Annotated in this window: 14 protein-coding genes and 1 pseudogene; 10 read left to right on the forward strand and 5 right to left on the reverse strand. The window is 34.3% G+C overall.

The features are described 5' to 3' along the window. Positions 1-24: 24 nt before the first annotated feature. Positions 25-111, forward strand: a pseudogene (locus tag ATHE_RS15310) (peroxiredoxin); the annotation flags it as partial. A gap of 55 nt (positions 112-166) precedes the next feature. Here ATHE_RS15310 and ATHE_RS00120 read toward each other — a convergent pair. The 3 genes from ATHE_RS00120 to ATHE_RS00130 all read right to left on the reverse strand — a co-directional run bounded on the left by ATHE_RS00120 (position 167) and on the right by ATHE_RS00130 (position 2,448). Beyond that, the gene (locus tag ATHE_RS00120) at positions 167-763 is read right to left on the reverse strand and encodes a hypothetical protein (protein WP_012660701.1); all 597 of its coding nucleotides are present in this window, start codon (positions 761-763) and stop codon (positions 167-169) included. Then, positions 753-2,048, reverse strand: a complete 1,296-nt coding sequence (locus ATHE_RS14050; RefSeq protein WP_012660702.1) for an AAA family ATPase — start codon at positions 2,046-2,048, stop codon at positions 753-755. Before ATHE_RS14050 ends, ATHE_RS00120 begins: the two co-directional genes overlap by 11 nt. A 100-nt stretch (positions 2,049-2,148) precedes the next feature. Continuing rightward, positions 2,149-2,448 carry a hypothetical protein gene (locus ATHE_RS00130; protein ID WP_232421990.1) on the reverse strand — a complete coding sequence of 100 codons (300 nt, stop codon included), beginning with the start codon at positions 2,446-2,448 and terminating at the stop codon, positions 2,149-2,151. Positions 2,449-2,475: 27 nt separating this feature from the next. Here ATHE_RS00130 and ATHE_RS00135 point away from each other — a divergent pair, with 27 nt between their 5' ends. Further along, on the forward strand, positions 2,476-3,831 hold the full coding sequence (locus tag ATHE_RS00135) for a TrpB-like pyridoxal phosphate-dependent enzyme (protein WP_012660703.1): 1,356 nt from the start codon (positions 2,476-2,478) through the stop codon (positions 3,829-3,831). Positions 3,832-3,859: 28 nt separating this feature from the next. Here ATHE_RS00135 and ATHE_RS00140 read toward each other — a convergent pair whose 3' ends face one another. After that, positions 3,860-5,383: a WG repeat-containing protein gene (locus ATHE_RS00140; RefSeq protein ID WP_012660704.1), complete on the reverse strand. Its 1,524-nt coding sequence runs from the start codon at positions 5,381-5,383 to the stop codon at positions 3,860-3,862. Between the two features lie 243 nt (positions 5,384-5,626). Here ATHE_RS00140 and ATHE_RS00145 point away from each other — a divergent pair, with 243 nt between their 5' ends. The 4 genes from ATHE_RS00145 to ATHE_RS00160 all read left to right on the forward strand — a co-directional run bounded on the left by ATHE_RS00145 (position 5,627) and on the right by ATHE_RS00160 (position 11,143). Then, entirely contained in the window at positions 5,627-6,196 is a 570-nt protein-coding gene (locus ATHE_RS00145) for a LemA family protein (protein WP_012660705.1), read from the forward strand. A 17-nt stretch (positions 6,197-6,213) separates the two neighbouring features. Next, a complete protein-coding gene (locus ATHE_RS00150; protein WP_012660706.1) occupies positions 6,214-7,074 on the forward strand; it encodes a TPM domain-containing protein in 861 nt (286 codons plus the stop codon). A 129-nt stretch (positions 7,075-7,203) separates the two neighbouring features. After that, positions 7,204-10,542, forward strand: a complete 3,339-nt coding sequence (locus ATHE_RS00155; protein ID WP_012660707.1) for an SNF2-related protein — start codon at positions 7,204-7,206, stop codon at positions 10,540-10,542. 25 nt (positions 10,543-10,567) lie between these two features. Beyond that, entirely contained in the window at positions 10,568-11,143 is a 576-nt protein-coding gene (locus ATHE_RS00160) for a Uma2 family endonuclease (protein ID WP_012660708.1), read from the forward strand. Positions 11,144-11,209: 66 nt separating this feature from the next. Here ATHE_RS00160 and thiT read toward each other — a convergent pair whose 3' ends face one another. Beyond that, a complete protein-coding gene (gene thiT / locus ATHE_RS00165) occupies positions 11,210-11,842 on the reverse strand; it encodes an energy-coupled thiamine transporter ThiT (RefSeq protein ID WP_012660709.1) in 633 nt (210 codons plus the stop codon). Positions 11,843-12,139: 297 nt separating this feature from the next. On the opposite strand from thiT, the gene ATHE_RS00170 reads away from it, so the two are divergent. The 4 genes from ATHE_RS00170 to ATHE_RS00185 are packed head-to-tail and all read left to right on the forward strand — an operon-like array spanning position 12,140 to position 17,860. Beyond that, positions 12,140-14,524 (forward strand): hypothetical protein, encoded by a 2,385-nt coding sequence (locus ATHE_RS00170; protein WP_012660710.1) that lies wholly within the window; start codon positions 12,140-12,142, stop codon positions 14,522-14,524. A 1-nt stretch (position 14,525) separates the two neighbouring features. Next, positions 14,526-15,458 carry an ABC transporter ATP-binding protein gene (locus ATHE_RS00175; protein ID WP_012660711.1) on the forward strand — a complete coding sequence of 311 codons (933 nt, stop codon included), beginning with the start codon at positions 14,526-14,528 and terminating at the stop codon, positions 15,456-15,458. Further along, positions 15,448-16,389, forward strand: coding sequence for an ABC transporter permease (locus ATHE_RS00180; RefSeq protein ID WP_012660712.1), 942 nt, complete (start codon positions 15,448-15,450; stop codon positions 16,387-16,389). Before ATHE_RS00175 ends, ATHE_RS00180 begins: the two co-directional genes overlap by 11 nt. A gap of 16 nt (positions 16,390-16,405) precedes the next feature. Then, on the forward strand, positions 16,406-17,860 hold the full coding sequence (locus ATHE_RS00185) for a hypothetical protein (protein ID WP_012660713.1): 1,455 nt from the start codon (positions 16,406-16,408) through the stop codon (positions 17,858-17,860). The last annotated feature ends 1 nt before the right edge of the window (position 17,861 follow it).

The following is a 17,861-nucleotide window of genomic DNA, read 5'->3' on the forward strand; positions in this document are numbered from 1 at the left end:
AACGTCTATATTTCGAAAGTTCCAGAAAACTGTCATAAAGAAAGACTTCAAAAAGCTAAAGATGGCGAGATTGAATGTTTTGACTGGTGGTTTTGTTATAAGAAGCTGTGAGAATACTTTAAAGAAGTATATCAAGAAAGGGCTGCTCAATATATGAGCAGCCCTTTCAGTTTGGAAACAATTTGCGTTTTCTAAAAACGTCTAAACGCTGTTGAAATTCATGTTCAGACCAAACAAAAATTTTATCAAAAAGTTTGCTCTTTAATATGTAGTCTGTATTTAAAGTTAATGATTTTTTATCAGAGTTTAATTGTGATTTTTTCTTTATATGAGCGTGAACAGAAAAATTTTTACTATATAAAATGTGTTTTTCTGAGTTATATACGATTATAAAACATTTGTTTAAATTCCATATATCTCTAAAAGTAACATTAATTTTAAGCCGATTAGAAATAATTTCAGGAATAACAAATAATATACTTTCATATAATTGTAATTTCAGACGATGTTTTTCATTATCATTGATTTCTCCACTTTTAAACTCTATGATAACTAATCCTAATTCTTTATCGAACCATAACCCATCTGCCACACAACAGCCTATTTTTGTTATCTCCGACTGAATTTTTTCTAAATTAATAACAAGAAAATTCGTATCATTGCACAGAACAGTTTTTTGTTTACTTTTACTTATTGTGGCTAAATGAGTAAAAAAGTTAGATTTAATTTGAGAAAAAGCTTCAATACATTTTTCAATTTCCATTCATCATATCCCTCTCTCTTATTTCTTCTAATTTATCAAAAGGGAATGAAAGAAGTTCATAAACTTTTTCTAATTGTTGATTTACATTTTCAAAAACTACAAAGTGCGGTTCTTTCTTTGTTGCTAAATAAAAATTTGTCTTATGTTCAATTTTATAATGTTCACTAAAAACTTCAATAGCTTCAATAAAATATGGGCTATGGGAAATTAACAAAATGTTAGCTTCTAATTCTTTGACGAATAATGTTAAAAGTTCTGCGCAGTCTAACTGCCATTTAGGATGCAGATGAGTTTCAGGTTCATCGATTATTAATAGAGATTCTCTTGATATATAGCCATTTTCATATAACAATCTTAGAACTATGAATACTTTTAAACCAGATGCCAAGTTTTCTATTTTTATATTTTTCCCATTGATATTATATTCCAAAATTTTACCATCAATTTTCTTGACAATGTTTCCTGTAAGAACATTTCTAAAAATGTTCTCAATAGGTTCTAGATTATGTTTCTTTGTATTCAAATATAAGCCTAAGATATTCTCATTTGGTATTTTAAAAAAAATTTTCGATTTTAAATTATTTCCATGAGTACTAAAATCAAAAGGATCGAAAGGAAAAATATCAATAGCTAAAGGAAAAGCATCTATAGCTAAATCTAAAAAAGTAGCATCTTTGAAAGATAAAAAATCATTAATAAAACATTCTGATATTGAATTTTCAACAATACTGATAAATGCTTCGTTTTCATCTTCTTGACAAATAATTATTTGTGCAGGTTTTTCAAAAAAAAGATTATTTATCTGTCCGTAAAATTCTCTATTTAAAATCTTGTCAAGAGCAAATTTTTTAAGAGTTTCTTTATCTTCTAATAAGTTAATTTTTTCTATTGCTTGATTGATATATTTCACAATTTCTTTTTCTAAGTTTTTGTCAATGCCATTTGAATTTTCTACTGCATTTTTTAATTCCATGAGCCATGAAAGTAATTCATTGTTTTTTCCGAAGGCAAGAAAATCATCAAGAATTAGATTTCTAAATTTTCTTTCAAAAGGAATTTTAACCATCCTTATTAATTTAAATATTCTTATCAAGTCATCTCTAAATATTTGTACTTTATATTTTTCCATGTTTTTCATAAAATCATTAAAGCCAAAATAAATAGTAAATAAAATTTTACCAATTGTAGTTTTCCCAGTGTCATTTTCGCCTGTTAACACGGTTAGTCCGTTTAACTTTATATTAGCAGTTTCAATAATTCCTACGTTTTTTACTGATAATTCCATTTAATTCACCTCAAATTTGTTTGCTTCTCTTATTATACATTATAATTATTGACTATTCAATGAAGTTTTAGACAGCTATAAATATTGTAATTTAGGATATCTAAAATTTTTTCAAAATCACATTTAACCACTTTTCATTTTCTTTGCCCTTTCGGACATCGTTTGTTATCAAAATTTCCAATATTTCAAAGTATGCAAGATTTTTTATTAATTCAGAAAAAGACTTTTCATCATAATAGTTAAAAAACCTACCGTCATCCCTATATTCTTCTTTATCTCCATATTTAAATGACGCATACAGAACACCATTTGGTTTCAAAGCACGGTAGATTTTATATAATACATCAATAACATTTTGACAATCCTCAAGCTTTAAGTATAAAATAAAACTATCAACCAAAACTCAAGATGAGAGGAGAAAGATAAGATGAGAGAGGAGTTTTACAAGGTCTTTTTAACTGAAGATGAGATACCTCATAGCTGGTATAACATCACTGCTGATTTAAAAACACCACTTGACCCGCCGCTTGACCCATCAACAAAAGAATTGATTGACCCAAGTAAACTCAAAGCAATTTTCCCTGAAGAGCTAATAAAACAAGAGATGACAACAGAGGCATTTGTACCAATTCCAGAGGAAGTGTTAGAGTTTTACAAACAGTACAGACCAACTCCGCTTATCAGAGCAAAACGACTGGAAAAAATTCTTGATACTCCTGCAAAAATATTTTATAAGTATGAAGGTGCAACTCCATCTGGAAGCCACAAGTTAAATACTGCTATACCACAGGCATATTATAACAAAAAAGAAGGAATAAAAAGGCTTGCAACAGAGACAGGTGCGGGCCAGTGGGGGTCTGCTTTGGCAATTGCCTGCAACTTCTTTGGACTTGATTGCACAGTATACATGGTAAAGGTAAGCTACAATCAAAAGCCTTACAGAAGGATATTAATGGAAACATTCGGAGCAAAGGTAATACCAAGTCCAAGTGAACTTACAGAGGCAGGAAGAAAAATTCTTGCACAAGATCCGAACTCACCCGGAAGCCTTGGCATTGCAATAAGCGAGGCAGTGGAAGATGCCGCAACTCATCCTGATACAAACTATTCCTTAGGAAGTGTTTTAAATCATGTTATTTTGCATCAAACTATAATTGGAGAAGAAGCAAAACTACAAATGGAAAAGATAGATGAATATCCCGACATAGTTATTGGATGCTGCGGAGGTGGCAGCAACTTTGCAGGAATTAGCTTTCCTTTCTTGAGGGATAAATTAAGAAATGGAAGGAATGTAAGAGCAATAGCAGTTGAACCTGCGGCATGTCCAACTTTAACAAAAGGTAAGTATACATATGACTTTGGAGATGTTGCAGGGCTCACACCTCTTCTTAAAATGTACACGGTAGGAAGCCAATTCGTTCCACCAAGTATTCATGCAGGAGGGCTCCGATATCACGGTGATTCGCCGATTGTTAGCAGACTTTATAAGGATGGAATAATTGAAGCAAGAGCATATAAACAAAGAGAAGTATTTGAAGCAGCTATTTTATTCGCAAGATCAGAAGGCATTATTCCAGCGCCTGAATCTGCTCATGCTATCAAAGCTGCAATAGATGAAGCAATCAAAGCACGTGAAGAAGGTGTCAGAAAGACAATTTTAATTTCCTTGAGCGGACATGGTAACTTTGATTTAGCTGCATATGATGATTATTTAAACGGCAGGCTTGAGGATATTGAGATTTCTGATGAAGATATTAAAAAATCATTGATCAAATTGCCATAAAACAGAAGAAAAAACCAAGGGGGCAAGGTTATTTTCCTTGCCCTCTTAAAACAAGTCCAACCTTTTTTGATTTTTTATCAATCACAACATAGCCAAATTTGGGGAATTTAAGTGTATATTTATAAAGCTCATAAGCTCTGGAGTTTATTATGGAATCTGGAGCATATCTAAACCTGTAGGTTTCACTGTCCACAAAAGAATATTGAGAATTCTTAGCTGAAAACTTTACTACAAAACTGCCTTTTGTATCTATAAGCCCTACATAATCCTTTGTAGCAACAGCAGCCATCTGAGCAAAAAATGGACCTGCTTGAGTATATTGAGGTTTTATAACAAACTTTCCAGAAGGATTAATATATCCCCATAAATTTGACTTCATTACAGCAGCGTATCCTTCAGAAAAGTTTTCTGCTTTATCAAACTGAGGTTTTATAACTACTTTAAAGTTTTTGTCCATAAATCCCCATTTTCCATTTTGTTTAAAAGCTATTTTTCCTTCGCTGAGTTCTTTTATATCATCAAGTTGAGGCTTAACTACGTATTTTCCGTTTATATCAACAATTCCCCATTTTTTATTTTTACAAACTGCAATGAAATTGGTAAACCCAATATTTTTGACATTATCATAGTATTCTTTGCTTTTAGTTTGTGTATAACCTTTACTGGTTGCTTTTTGAAACACAAGGAAGTATTTATTGCCAATAATTTCGCTGGAAATATAATCAGGTGATGTTTTGTTTGACTCATTTTTACTCAAAGATGTTGCAGGTTTTGATTCATTTGCTAACATATTCTTCACAGCTTCTGTAAACTTGCTGTCTGATAAAGCTTCTTCAAAAGAATTATATTTAAAATCTACAAACACATTTCCATCTATATTAACAGCTCCGCACTTTTCATCTTTTGATACAAGAATGTATTCTAAATAAGAATTTGGCCATATTCCATCTTTCAAATCAAGAGCATAAAGACAGAACTCTTTTTTGTTTTCATCTGACAAAGTACACTTGGCATGGGGATTTGGATATTTTCCATTTGGGTTATATGGGAGTACAACCACAAAGTACATTTTGTCAAACTGAGGACTGACATAGATTTTTTTATCCAGATTCAAAAAACCGTATTTGCCCTCTTTTTTGCAAAAATATAAATTTAGCCAAGGATTTAAAACCTCAAGAGAATCTAACTCTGGTTTTACAAGAATTTTGGCGCTTGTATCCACAAAACCTGCTCTGCCATTTTGCCAGATAACAAAGATATCTTTGTAAAATTTATCCTCAATACCCATTATTGAAGGACTGTCGTAAACTACAGGTTCTATCTTATCAAACTGAGGCTTTAAAAGAACATTGCCAGATGAGCTAAGAATTCCCCATTTGCCACCTTGAAAATAAGAAATCCAGCCGTTTTCCCAGAACATTACATTTTCAAACTGCGGTTTTATATACACAAACTTTTGAGAAGAGGCTTGCTGAGCATGCGCAAAAGTCAGACTGTAAGTGAGCCAGATAAATACCAATACAAGACATATAAAACTTTTAATCCTTCTCATAAAAATCTCCTCCATTTCACTATTTTTCTTGCCATGTTTTTCTTCTGTAACATTTAAATCTGCCTAAATCAAATCAATTTGATAAAAAATAACTCTAAGGATATTATAAGCAATTTATCAAATACATTCAACCAAAAAGTAAAAAGTGCACAGTTAATTTTTAGCATGAAATTTAGTACAATAAAATAGTGGGTATATAGATACATGTAGTCAAAAAATATAATAGGAAGGAGAAGTGAAAAATTGAAGAAAAGCACAAAGATCCTTTTAGCTGCTTTAGTTTTGGTTGTAGTAGCTGTTATGTACACCTTTTCGACGTATAATAGCCTTGTTCGTTTGGCAGAAAATGTTGACAGCAAATGGAGCCAAGTTGAAAATCAGCTGCAAAGAAGGGCAGACCTCATACCCAATTTAGTTAACACTGTCAAAGGATATGCAAAACACGAAAAAGAGATTTTTGAAACTCTTGCTCAGGCAAGGTCAAAGCTTTTAAATTCCTCAACAGTAGAAGATAAAGCAAAGGCAAACGATGAGCTTTCCTCGGCAATTTCAAGGCTTTTGATGATAGTTGAAAACTACCCAAATCTTAAAGCCGACAGAACATTTGTGCAGCTTATGGATGAGCTATCTGGTACAGAAAACAGAATTGCGGTTGCAAGAAAGGATTACAACGATGCAGTAAAACAATACAATATGAAAATTAAGGTTTTTCCGAACGTTTTGATTGCAAGGATGTTTGGGTTTGAAGAGCGCCAGTATTTTCAAGCATCAAGCCAAGCTAAGAGTGTGCCTTCTGTTGACTTTTCGAAATGAAAAGGAGAAGATTGGTGATGAAAATAAAACCAAGTTTAGTTCTCAGAGTACTTGCAGCAGTGTTTGTAATTGCAGTTTTAAGCCTTCTGTTTGCATCTTTTGCTGAAGCTCTTGCTCAGATTCCCAAAAAGCCTGTTGAAAATGTCTACATTTTTGACTATGCAGACTTGATTGATAGCTCTGATGAAGATGAAATGAGGGCTTTGGCAAAAGAGATAGAAGATAAATCAAAAGCAGAGATAGTGGTTGTGACAGTAGAAAGTCTTGGAAACTACACAATAGAAGAGTATGCAAATGAGCTATTCAATAGCTGGGGAATTGGTGACAAGGATCTTAACAATGGCGTTTTGATTCTTGTCAATAAAGAGAATTTACTTTCAGGCAAAAAAGGAAGAATAAGAATAGAAGTTGGATATGGTTTGGAAGGTGCAATTCCAGATGGAAAGGCAGGCAGGATACTTGACGAGTACGCTATACCTGCATTTGAGAGTAAAGAGTATTCGAAGGGAATAAAAGATACATTTTTTGCAGTGGCAAGCGAGGTTGCAAATGAGTATGGGATAAAAGTAAATGGGCTTTCAGAGTATGGTGCTTCGAAAGATGTTGCTCAAGATAGTTCTTCCACAACAGTCTATGTAGGAGATGAAGAAATAGATATATCTGGATTTGGTGTTTTTATTGTTGTATTTCTGATAATAATCTTTTCACTTATAAACAGAAGACAAAGAAGAACATACTGGTGGGGACAAGACCCTTGGGATAAAGACCATCACCATTTTGGTGGGTTTGGTGGTTTTGGTGGCGGTGGTGGCTCTTCTGGTGGTGGCTTTGGCGGATTTGGTGGAGGGTCATCTGGCGGTGGCGGTGCAAGCAGGTAAAAAGCCTGCTTTTTTTGTTTTATTTTGATTTTCTGATATGGTAAAATTAATAAGTATAAAAAGATTTATATTCGAGAGCTTTCAAAATTAAAAGAACACTATTAAAAGAACACTGGAGCTGAGAACAGGATGCAAGAGCTTGCACAAAAAATATATGATTCAATAACAGATGATATGATGAGAAGACTTGCTTCAAATGATAATGTTTATATTCGCGGAGTGCAGCTTTACAACCACAAAAGGGTGAGAAATCCAAAATTTAATCCAGAGCTTATGATAGTCGAAGCAAGGGTAGAAGGTGATACAGGCACTTATAATGTCATGTTAGAACTTGACACTGATATAAAACAAGAAAAAGATAAGATAAAAATAAGCATTTATAAGGTGGGATTTTATTGTGAATGTAAGGCTGCTCAGACGTATAAAGGACTTTGCAAGCATTCGGTTGCACTTTTAAAAGCTCTCTCTAAAGGCGATGTGGAAGTTGTAGACTATCCAACGCCAATTTTTGAAGAAATCAAAAGGCAGGTATTGGAAGAAGAAAAACAAAGAAGAAAATCAGAATTTAAGGTGAGGTTAGAAAAAATAAAGAAGGCATATAGCTATGCAGCAACAAGGCTGATATCAGAGACAAATATAAAACCTAATGTAAGTTTGAAAAAAATAATTGAGTCTGTATCTATTGATGTTTTAAATGTAAGGCTCAAGATACACCTTGAGAACATTGGAAAAGAATATTTTGTTAGAGACATAGAATCTTTTTTAGAAGCTTATTTTGAGAAAAATGAATTTCAGATTAGCAAAAAGTTTACATATAATCCGTATATTCACATTTTTCCAGAAGAAGACAAGGAACTTTTAGAATTTATCTATAAATTACAGAAGATAAAACCAACTATTATCCACAGAGATTATTTTAATATTCCTTATTCTTGGTGGGATGAATTTTTCAAAATTATCAATGGGCAGGAGATTTTTATTTCCTATGAAGAAGCTCATAGCCAAACAGATGAATATGGAAAAATAAGAGTTGACATTCACAGACCAGTTGAAATTGACATTTTTGTCGATTTGGATGGAGAAGAGGCAGTTGTAAAATCTGAGTTTTTGAAAGAGGCAGATATACTTGATTGGACAGAACAAGCAAGATTTATAGTATACAAAGATACTCTGACTATACTCAAAGAACCTCAAAACTTTATAATCTATCCACTTCATTACTTTAACGCTGTTGAATTTGTAGAGGATGAGCCTCAGGGAGAAATAAGGCTGAATAAAGAAGATTTAAAAGAGTTTATAGCATATACTTATCCTATTGCAAAAGACTGCTGCAAGTTTGAGATATCACCAAAAGTAAAAGAATTTTTAAACATAAAAGATGATGCGGAACTAAAATTAAAGATTTTGTTTGATACTTATAAAAAAGGAATTTCTGCGCAAGTGAAATATACAGATGGTTCAAAGGATTTAGAACCCCAAAAAACGGGAATAAAAAGAGATTTAATAAAAGAGCTAAAAATTCATAACATCTTTTTAGCTTATGGTTTTGATAAAAATCCAGAAGGGTTATATGTTTTAGAAGATGATGAAAAAATTTTTAGCTTTGTGACCGGTGGACTTTCAGCTCTGATGAACATTGCAGATGTGTACTATTCAGAGACTTTCAAGAGTTTTAAGATAAAAAAGAAGGCAAAATTCAATGTAAAAGTCAGTTTGAATCATGCATCGATAGAGTTTTGGCTTTCAGCTGAGGATATTCCGCAGGATGAAGTGCCGGATGTTCTGGCTTCTTTGGAAGAGAAAAAGAAATACCACAGGCTCAAAGACGGTACAATCCTGCTCTTGAGTGACCCAGAGCTTGAAAATATTCATGAGATTGTAAAAGCGCTTGACATCTCCAAAAAAGACCTCAAGAAAGGAAAAGCGGTTTTCAGCAAGTTTCATGCTCTTTACTTGGCTGAAGTGCTCGAGAAGTCAAGCATTGGTGTTTCAAAAAATGATGCTTTTGATATTTATGTTCAGAAGATGAAGAGGGTAGAAGATACCACAATTGAAATTCCTGAACATTTGGATAGTATGCTTAGAGAATATCAAAAAGTTGGTGTGAAGTGGCTTTCGCATCTTTATTTGAATGGCTTTGGCGGCATCTTGGCAGATGACATGGGTCTTGGCAAGACAGTGCAGGTTTTGTCGTTTATATCAGCATGCAAGGATAAGATAGCAGGACCTTGTTTGGTTGTTGCGCCGACCTCACTTGTTTACAACTGGCAGCAGGAGACACAAAAGTTTACACCTGATTTAAAAACAGTTGTGGTTGATGGCACTCCTGCAAAAAGAAGCGAAATCATTGAAAATCTCAAAGATTATGATATAGTGATTACCTCATATTCGCTTTTGAAAAGAGACATTGACCTTTACAAAGACTTAGAATTTTCAGTTTGCGTGGTGGATGAAGCTCAGCACATCAAAAACCCGCAGTCGCTCAGCAAAGAAGCTGTCAGCAGAATAAACGCAAAATGCTGTTTTGCTTTGACCGGCACGCCGATAGAGAATAATTTGTCTGAGCTGTGGTCAATATTTGACTTTGTGCTGCCAGGGTATCTTGGCACGCACACAAGGTTTTCTGAGAGGTTTGAAAAACCGATTGAAAAACAAAATGATGAAAAAGCTTTAAAGCTTCTTCAGAAGATGATAGCACCGTTTGTTCTAAGAAGACTCAAAAAAGATGTTTTGTCTGAGCTTCCAGAAAAGATTGAGACTAACCTTGAAGTTAATATGACACCTGAACAGGAAAATATATATAAGCTGTATCTTTTGAAGGCAAGAGAGGATATCAAAAAAGAGATAGATCTAAAAGGATTTGAAAAGAGCAAGATTAAAATATTTTCAATATTTACACGGCTTCGCCAGATATGCTGTCATCCGAAACTGTTTTTGCAAAACTATGAAGGTTCATCTGGCAAGATTGAACTTTTTGAAGAGATTTTAGAAGATGTTATAGAAAGCGGGCACAGAGTTGTTGTATTTTCTCAATGGGTAGAGATGCTGAAGATTTTAGAAGAAAGGATAAAAGAAAAAGGTTTTGAATATTTTTACCTGGACGGGTCAACAAAATCAGAAGAGAGAATTGATATGGTAAACAAGTTCAACAGTGGGCAAAAACAGGTATTTTTAGTATCGCTCAAAGCAGGCGGATTTGGGCTAAATCTTACTGGAGCTGATGTTGTGATACTGTATGACCTTTGGTGGAACCCTGCTGTTGAAAATCAAGCCATGGACAGAGCACACAGGATTGGTCAAGAAAACTCTGTTCAAGTTTTCAGGCTCATTACCAGAAACACCATTGAAGAGAGAATCTTTGAACTTCAGCAGAAGAAAAAGGATCTTTTTGACAGCATAGTTTCTTCAGCCCAGACATTCCTCACAGAGCTTTCTGAAGATGAGCTCATGCAGCTTCTTGAAGAGTAATTAAGTATTTCAAAGGGTGATTGTTATGGAAGAAATGCAAAAAAGTGATGTTAACACTTATTCAGATTTGAAAAGAATTTCTGAAAATCAAGCATATAGCTTGATTGATGGAACTTTGTTTTTGCATGCTGCGCCAAGCTGGCAGCATCAAAAGGTTTTGAAAGAGCTGATGATCATATTTGGTAACTATTTGAAAGATAAAGACTGCGAAATATTCTCAGCACCATTTGATGTGTTTTTGGAGGCAAAGGATGAACATGAAGTTGAAAATGCCACAACCGTTGTTCAGCCAGACTTGACTATAATCTGTGACAAATCAAAACTTGCAAAAACAGGGTATATAGGTGCCCCGCAAATGATAATAGAGATAACCTCGCCTTCTACAGTTAAGTTGGATAGAGTTTTGAAGTTCAACAAATATGAAGAGGCAGGTGTAAAAGAATACTGGGTTGTAGAACCGGAAAATAAAATAATCACTTGTTTGGTATTAGAGCCAGACGGCTGCTATGGAAGACCAAAGATGTTTTCAGAAGGGGACATAATAAAGGTTGCTACTTTTCCTGATTTAGAAGTACATGTGGATGAGATTTTTAAAATATAACAGCGGGGCAAGCAGGTGAAAAGCCTGCCTGCCCAAAATTTTTGTTTTAAAAAGTTCACTTCTTCTCTAAGCCTGGGACTTTAATCTATCAATAGCACTTCTCAAGCCCGGGATAAAGGCTATTATCAAACACACGGCAAGATCAGGACCAAGATAAGTTGCATTGTAGATGGCAGAATACACAACCGGACTTGTACCTTTTGGCGCGTATGATGCAAAGAACACAACTCCAGATATAAAATGAAATACAAATCTTCCAAAGCCACCTGCTAAAATTCCCAAAGGCAGATTCTTTCTAAAAAATCCTGCAAATCCGAGAGCACCAAAGGATAGTGGATAGTCTAAAAGTAGCTGTGCCCAGTGGACAACATAGGGGTCTTGTATTAGCTGCAGTATTCCATAAGCCATTCCTGCAACAATACCCGCAAATGGACCAAACATATAAGCATATGCAAAGAGTGGCAGCATGCTTGCAGGTGTGATTGAACCGCCCTGTGGCATTCTGTAAAATTTTATAAACGAAAGTATAAACGATAGTGATATAGCTACCCCACCATATACAAGAGCTTTTGTTGTGAACTTTTGTCGTTTTTGCGCAAGGAACAAAAAGACGCTAATAAATATCAAAACGATGACTATCGCAAGTGAATACCATTTTAGTTTTGCAAAGTCTTTGAATATGCTTGCAATATAACTCATCAGCTTTCATCTCCTTTTTTAAAGTTTGCATAAATTTGCGGCTTCAATAATTATATCACAAGAACTATCCCTTTGAGATGTAAAAAATAAAGTAGAGAATAGAAACCAAAAAAACAAATGACGGAGCAAAATGATAGTAATATTATGGAGAAGAAGGATATGGCAAAATAATTAATGAAGCAAGCTAACATAATTATTTCTATCATTGACAAAAAAATAAAATTTGATAAAATGATAGAGAGTAAAAATTGATAAATAATTTCTTAATAACAATTTCAAGTGAAAGGGGCAAAATCAATGAAGAAAAGACTTTGCACAGCTTTTGCTGTTATTATTTTTATCTTTTTATGGTATATTCAAATTGCTCCAGCGGATAGCTTTATAAATATTGAAAATATTGAATATGGAATTGATAATACATTAAAACTCCAAAAAATGGCCGAGGCAAAAATCACTTTGACAAACTCAAATCCGAACAATTTCAAAGGTAAGGTTTCTTTTGAGAGGTGGATTATTGATAATAATGCGGTTATTATAAACAGAGGTTCTCAGAAGACAAAAATAAAAGCTTTTTCTTTCTCTAAGCAATTTGAGATAGCAGGCAATTCAAAAAAAGTAATTGCTCTTCCTGTGTTCTTTGGTAATGATGGTGTTAGTGAACAATATTTTAAAATTTACACTTCTGATGGCAGATTAATTTCTTCAGTTAAAGTAAAACCTAAACCTTTTTATGTAAAAAGCTGTGTGGGAATATTTTCTTATAGAGGTGCAGCAAGTGACCTTTCGTATGTATTAGAAAATAGCGGAAAAGCTGCAAATGTTGTTATTTTAGACAGCAAAAAATTTCCAACAAGAGAGTCATTGCTTGAGATGTTTGAATTTATTATCATTCACAACTACAAAACTTCAAATTTGACAGTTGAGCAGTATCAAACTTTAAAGGACTATGTAGCAAAAGGTGGAAATCTTATAATAACCTTGGGCGAAAATTATCAAAAAAATCTTTCTGTGTTTACAGATGATTTTCTTGTAGGGAGTATTGGCAAGATAAAAACTGGAGATATACTACTAAAGAGGGTAAGCAAAAAAGATTATACCCGAAATGTGGTTGGGTCAAACAATCAAAAGGATATAGTACTTAAAAAGATTAAATATGCGGAGTTTGAACTTAAAAATGCTGAAATGATAAACCAAAAACACATGCAGAAGATAAGGTATGGAAAAGGGACAGTTCTGGTAACTTCATTTGATCCATTTGATGGACAAATGACTGGGGAAGAAAAGAAGCAGATTTTTAACATAATAATTGAAAACATAAACACTAACTTTTACATTCCTTCAAATGCTGTTATGGGATATGCAGGCAACAGCCACCTTTACACTGCTGTGAATGTGAAGTGGCCAAACAACACCATAATATTAATACTGATAGCTATATATATTATTTTTGTAAGTTTTGGCAATTACTTTATTTTAAGAAGACTTAACAAGCGTCACCTGACATGGCAGCTGATTTTAGTTGAAAGTATTGTTTGGACAGCAATAATATTTGGTGCTGCAACTTTTTACAGGATAAATCAGCCCAATGTGAATGCCTTGAATTTTATTGTTTATAATTCAGATGGAAAAGGGTATGTGGTGGACAAGTATTATCAGATATTTGCTCCTTTCAAAACAGACATAAAAATTAAGGGAATAGAAAATCAAAAAATAGAACCGCTTTTGCTTGAATACGAGAATTTGCCAGTGGGTGAAAGTCCAACTAATGGTTATGAATACTATCCATGGCAAGAAATAGCTTTCAAAGGTTTGACAGCACCTTTTATGAAAAGTATAAAGGATCAAACGGTTTACAAAGTGGATGATATTCCTCTTGATGTGAATTTTAACATAAAGGATATGTCAAAGATAACTGTGGAAATAAACAATAGGTCTGACTATGAAATAAAAAATATATTTGTAGTTCTGTATAATAGCTATGTTTACATAGAAGAATTAAAACCGCACAGCAAGGTCACAAAGACAATCTCAAATGTGTACAGTATGTTGGCAGACGAAATAAGAAACACATTTTATAACAATCAGACCCCAAGAATTAGAGATTTCCAACTTATTAACAGAGAAATAGACCTTTTGTACAGCGTTTTGCCCAAGGATTTGTCAAACCCGTTTTTGATAGGGCATATAGAAAATTACAAAGATGATAAGCTGAACATAAATTCAGAGATTCTAAAAGTCCACAGCGAAGCTGTGTTCAGAAAAGACCTCGATAGAGTAGCCATTGTTAAAGACAAAAGAATTATTCTCCCAGGTTCTGTTATTCCCAATTTGATAAAAAACACATTCCCAAATGCAAATTACATTACACCCAACTATGCAATCTCATTTTATGGCAAGGGTGAATTGGTGCTTGAATATGACCTTTCGGGGTATTTGGACAGAATAGAAAAGGTTTTGATACAAATGCCAATGCAGTATGGAAGATATAACGTTGAGGAATTTATCTTCAATGTTAAAACACAAAAATGGGATAAGACAAGCTTTGAAAAACCACTTGCATTTGGAAAAGATGAAATAGAAAAATATTTCCAAGATTACAAAATAAAAATTAGAATTGTTGGCAAAGATGACAGGTCTGTGACTGCCATTCCTCTTATTTCTGCAGAAGGTGGTGAAAAATAACATGGCTCTTGTTGAGGTAGAGAGGCTTGTAAAATTTTATGGGAAAAAGAAGGCTTTAGATAACCTCTCATTTGCGGTTGACAGCAGGCAGATATTTGGTTTTGTTGGTCCAAACGGGGCGGGCAAAACAACCACAATGAAAATCATGTGCGGACTTTTGAGGGCTGACGGTGGAATAGTTAAAATTGATGGGATTGATGTTGCTAAAAAGACTAATAAGATTAAATTTCTTATTGGTTATATGCCTGACTTTTTTGGTGTGTATGACAATCTTAAAGTGAACGAATATTTGGAATTCTTTGCTTTGGCATATGGTATACGCGGGACAAAGGTGCAAAAACTGATAGATGACCTTTTAGAGCTTGTGAGGCTAACCGATAAAAAATATGACTTTGTTGATTCTCTCTCACGAGGCATGAAACAGAGGCTGTGTTTGGCAAGGTGTCTGATTCACAATCCACTACTTCTCGTTTTAGATGAGCCTGCATCTGGTATGGACCCGCAGTCTCGAATTGAGATGAAGGAGATATTGAAAAATTTAAAAGATATGGGAAAGACCATAATAATAAGCTCACATATTCTTCCTGAGCTATCAGAGCTTTGCACACATGTCGGGATAATAAATGGCGGCAGGATGGTTGCCCAAGGTGATATCAACCAGATTACCCTGCTTGCGCACGGCACAAAGAGGATTAAGATAAGGTTTGTTGATGGCTTTGATGAGGCTTATATGGTGTTTAAAGAGTTTCCATCGGTTTGTGATATTCAAGTCATTGAAGGTGGGTACATTTTGAGTTTTGATGGTGATGACAATGATTTGTTTTTATTGATAAAGAGCTTGATTGACAAAGGTGCAAAGGTATGTGAAGTAAGCACGGTAGAGGGCAGCCTTGAAGAAGCGTTTATGAAGGTAGTTTTAGGCAGTGAAAATTAGAAAGATTATTTCAAAAAAACAGGGGAGTGAAAAAGTTTTGAAAAACATAAAAAGATTTATGATGGCCATTTTCTCAAATCCTATTGTCACAAAAGAGATAAAACAGAGGACAAGAGGGCTTAAGTTTTCGTTTACCATTGCTGGGTGGCTACTTCTTATGACTCTATTTACAATAATGTTTTTAACATCATATGCTAAGCCGGTTGTTGTGGTAAGTTCCTACAGAGGTTTTTTCACTACCTTTTGTATCTTACTTATTTTTCTGTTTGCTGGGTTTTTCGGGCTGTTGGTTGTAATTTTGAGTTCCCAGGCAATTGCAAAGGAAAAAGAAAATCAAACACTTGACATACTTCTTTCAACGCCTTTGACCAATTTTGAAATTGTTGTTGGGAAGATGATAGCAGCAGCTGGTGAAGCGGTAATACTTTTCTTCTCTGCAGTTCCGATATTGGTACTTCTATATTTTTATGGTATAACATCTATGGGGAATATCTTGCTTATTATGCTCTATGTTTTTGTGCTCATCCTCTTTTATGGTTCGCTGAGCCTTTTGTTATCAACAGTTATCAAAAAGAGCATAGCAGCAACTGTGATTGTGGTAAGCATTGTCATTGCCTCTACCATCTTTAGCTATTTTATCTTTTTGACTGGTGCACAGGTATTGGTTGCCAACTCGCCCCAGCCTGGAAAAGCTCAAAATTTCTGGAGTTTAATATCAATTTCATTAAGCTCAGCTTTTTCTCTAATTGAGCTTATAAGTATTCGTTTAAATTCAGCTCCAGCTGCTTTTTTTCAATACTCATACAAAATTAAAGGGTATCAGATACACCTTATCATTTGCATAGTTGGAACAATATTGAACATTTATTTGAGTGCGCTATTTTTAAGTCCTCTGAGAAGAATCAGAATATTTAGAAGAAAGTCCAATTAGGTGGGGATGGTAATTTATGCATGAAAGTGAAATGCAGATTTTGAGTTTTTTGAAAAAAGTGCAAAGAAGGCAGATACTTTGCAGCCTCTTGACGCGTCTGTGGCAGTGTGTATCTGCTTCTTTGTCTTTTGTTATTTTGGTAGAAGCTTTATCAAAGATTGTCCCAATGTACTACAAAGCTTTCTACCAGATATTTATTTTGCTGCTGTCTTTAGGCATATATGTAGTTTTTGTTATCTCAAGGAAGCCAACTCTTCAGCACTCAGCACTTATAGTTGACAGTTTTGGCTTGAAAGAAAGGCTGACAACATCATTGGAACTCATTGGCGTTGATACCGAAATCTCAAGATATATAAAGCAAACAACGGCACAGATTATAAAAAATATAGACATAAAAAAACTGATAAAACCTAAGCTTGAAAAAAATAAATGGATGTTTGTAGCATCACTTTTCATTGTATTTTTCATTTTAACAAATGTTCAAAGTCCTAAAATGGATGAGGCAAAAAGATTACATCTTCTGAGCAGCCTTAAGAAAAAGGAAATACTCAAGATAGAAAAGCAGAAAAAAGAGGTGCTAAAAAGTTACAAGCTTAATGAGGTTGAAAAGAGAAAGATTGATGAAGTATTGTCAAAACTTAAAAAGGAAATAAAACTTGCCAAAACCAAAAGCGAAATAGAACTTGCAAAGCAAAAGGCATGGTTTTTGCTCAATGATTTGAAAAATAGTCCTGGAAGCCCCCAGTTTTATTCAGCAGTGGAAAAGTTCAAAAATTCTATTACACAGGACAACAAGTCAGCCCAAAGTGGTACAAAAAATTTTCTTGCAAATGCTAATACAAAAAGCGACAATAAAAGTGGAAGCTCATCTCCCAGTTCAAATGGACAAAGTAGTGCACAAAAGAGTGAAAATAGTAAGAGCATCTCTGCTTTTTCCAAAAGTGAAAACTCCCAGGATGCAGGCAGCAGCTTGACTGCATCAAATGATCAAGGACAGGCCCAGCAAGAGCAAGTGCAGTCTTCCTCTGCCGAGGCAAATGGAACTTCAAACGACTCAGGCTCAGGCGCAAGTGCAAATAGTGTGCAAAATGCATCTGGTCAAGCTAGTGCACCTGGTGGCATGCAAGGAAGAGGTGAAGGGATAAGCCAAGTTGATAATTTAAATAACAAAGGCAAAGGGCTTGGTGCAGCCATTCCCAGAACTTCAAATAAAGTACAGATGCCTTCCATTTATACAAAAAATCTTCTAAGCCTTGATGCATCTAAAAAGGTTTTGGCGGACATAGGACAGGAAAGTGGAAGAGTATCCCAAAAACAGGGCATTGGAGAAAGAGGGCAGAAACTGAGTTTTGACAGGGTTTTTTCACAATACAAACAGGAGGCAAATGAATATATCGAAGCAGATGAAGTTCCTTTATGGGCAAAGGAAATAACCAAACGGTATTTTGAAAATTTAGAGAACATGAGGTGAT

It is taken from the genome of Caldicellulosiruptor bescii DSM 6725 (assembly GCF_000022325.1).
Classification (GTDB): domain Bacteria; phylum Bacillota; class Thermoanaerobacteria; order Caldicellulosiruptorales; family Caldicellulosiruptoraceae; genus Caldicellulosiruptor; species Caldicellulosiruptor bescii.

Bases quoted from the DNA above. Each gene is read 5' to 3' on its own strand.
- ATHE_RS00155 (WP_012660707.1), top strand. From the start codon at position 7,204: ATGCAAGAGCTTGCACAAAAAATATATGATTCAATAACAGATGATATG.
- ATHE_RS00160 (WP_012660708.1), top strand. From the start codon at position 10,568: ATGGAAGAAATGCAAAAAAGTGATGTTAACACTTATTCAGATTTGAAA.
- ATHE_RS00150 (WP_012660706.1), top strand. From the start codon at position 6,214: ATGAAAATAAAACCAAGTTTAGTTCTCAGAGTACTTGCAGCAGTGTTT.
- ATHE_RS00185 (WP_012660713.1), top strand. From the start codon at position 16,406: ATGCATGAAAGTGAAATGCAGATTTTGAGTTTTTTGAAAAAAGTGCAA.
- ATHE_RS00140 (WP_012660704.1), bottom strand. From the start codon at position 5,383: ATGAGAAGGATTAAAAGTTTTATATGTCTTGTATTGGTATTTATCTGG.
- ATHE_RS14050 (WP_012660702.1), bottom strand. From the start codon at position 2,048: ATGGAATTATCAGTAAAAAACGTAGGAATTATTGAAACTGCTAATATA.
- ATHE_RS00120 (WP_012660701.1), bottom strand. From the start codon at position 763: ATGGAAATTGAAAAATGTATTGAAGCTTTTTCTCAAATTAAATCTAAC.
- thiT (WP_012660709.1), bottom strand. From the start codon at position 11,842: ATGAGTTATATTGCAAGCATATTCAAAGACTTTGCAAAACTAAAATGG.
- ATHE_RS00135 (WP_012660703.1), top strand. From the start codon at position 2,476: ATGAGAGAGGAGTTTTACAAGGTCTTTTTAACTGAAGATGAGATACCT.
- ATHE_RS00175 (WP_012660711.1), top strand. From the start codon at position 14,526: ATGGCTCTTGTTGAGGTAGAGAGGCTTGTAAAATTTTATGGGAAAAAG.
- ATHE_RS00170 (WP_012660710.1), top strand. From the start codon at position 12,140: ATGAAGAAAAGACTTTGCACAGCTTTTGCTGTTATTATTTTTATCTTT.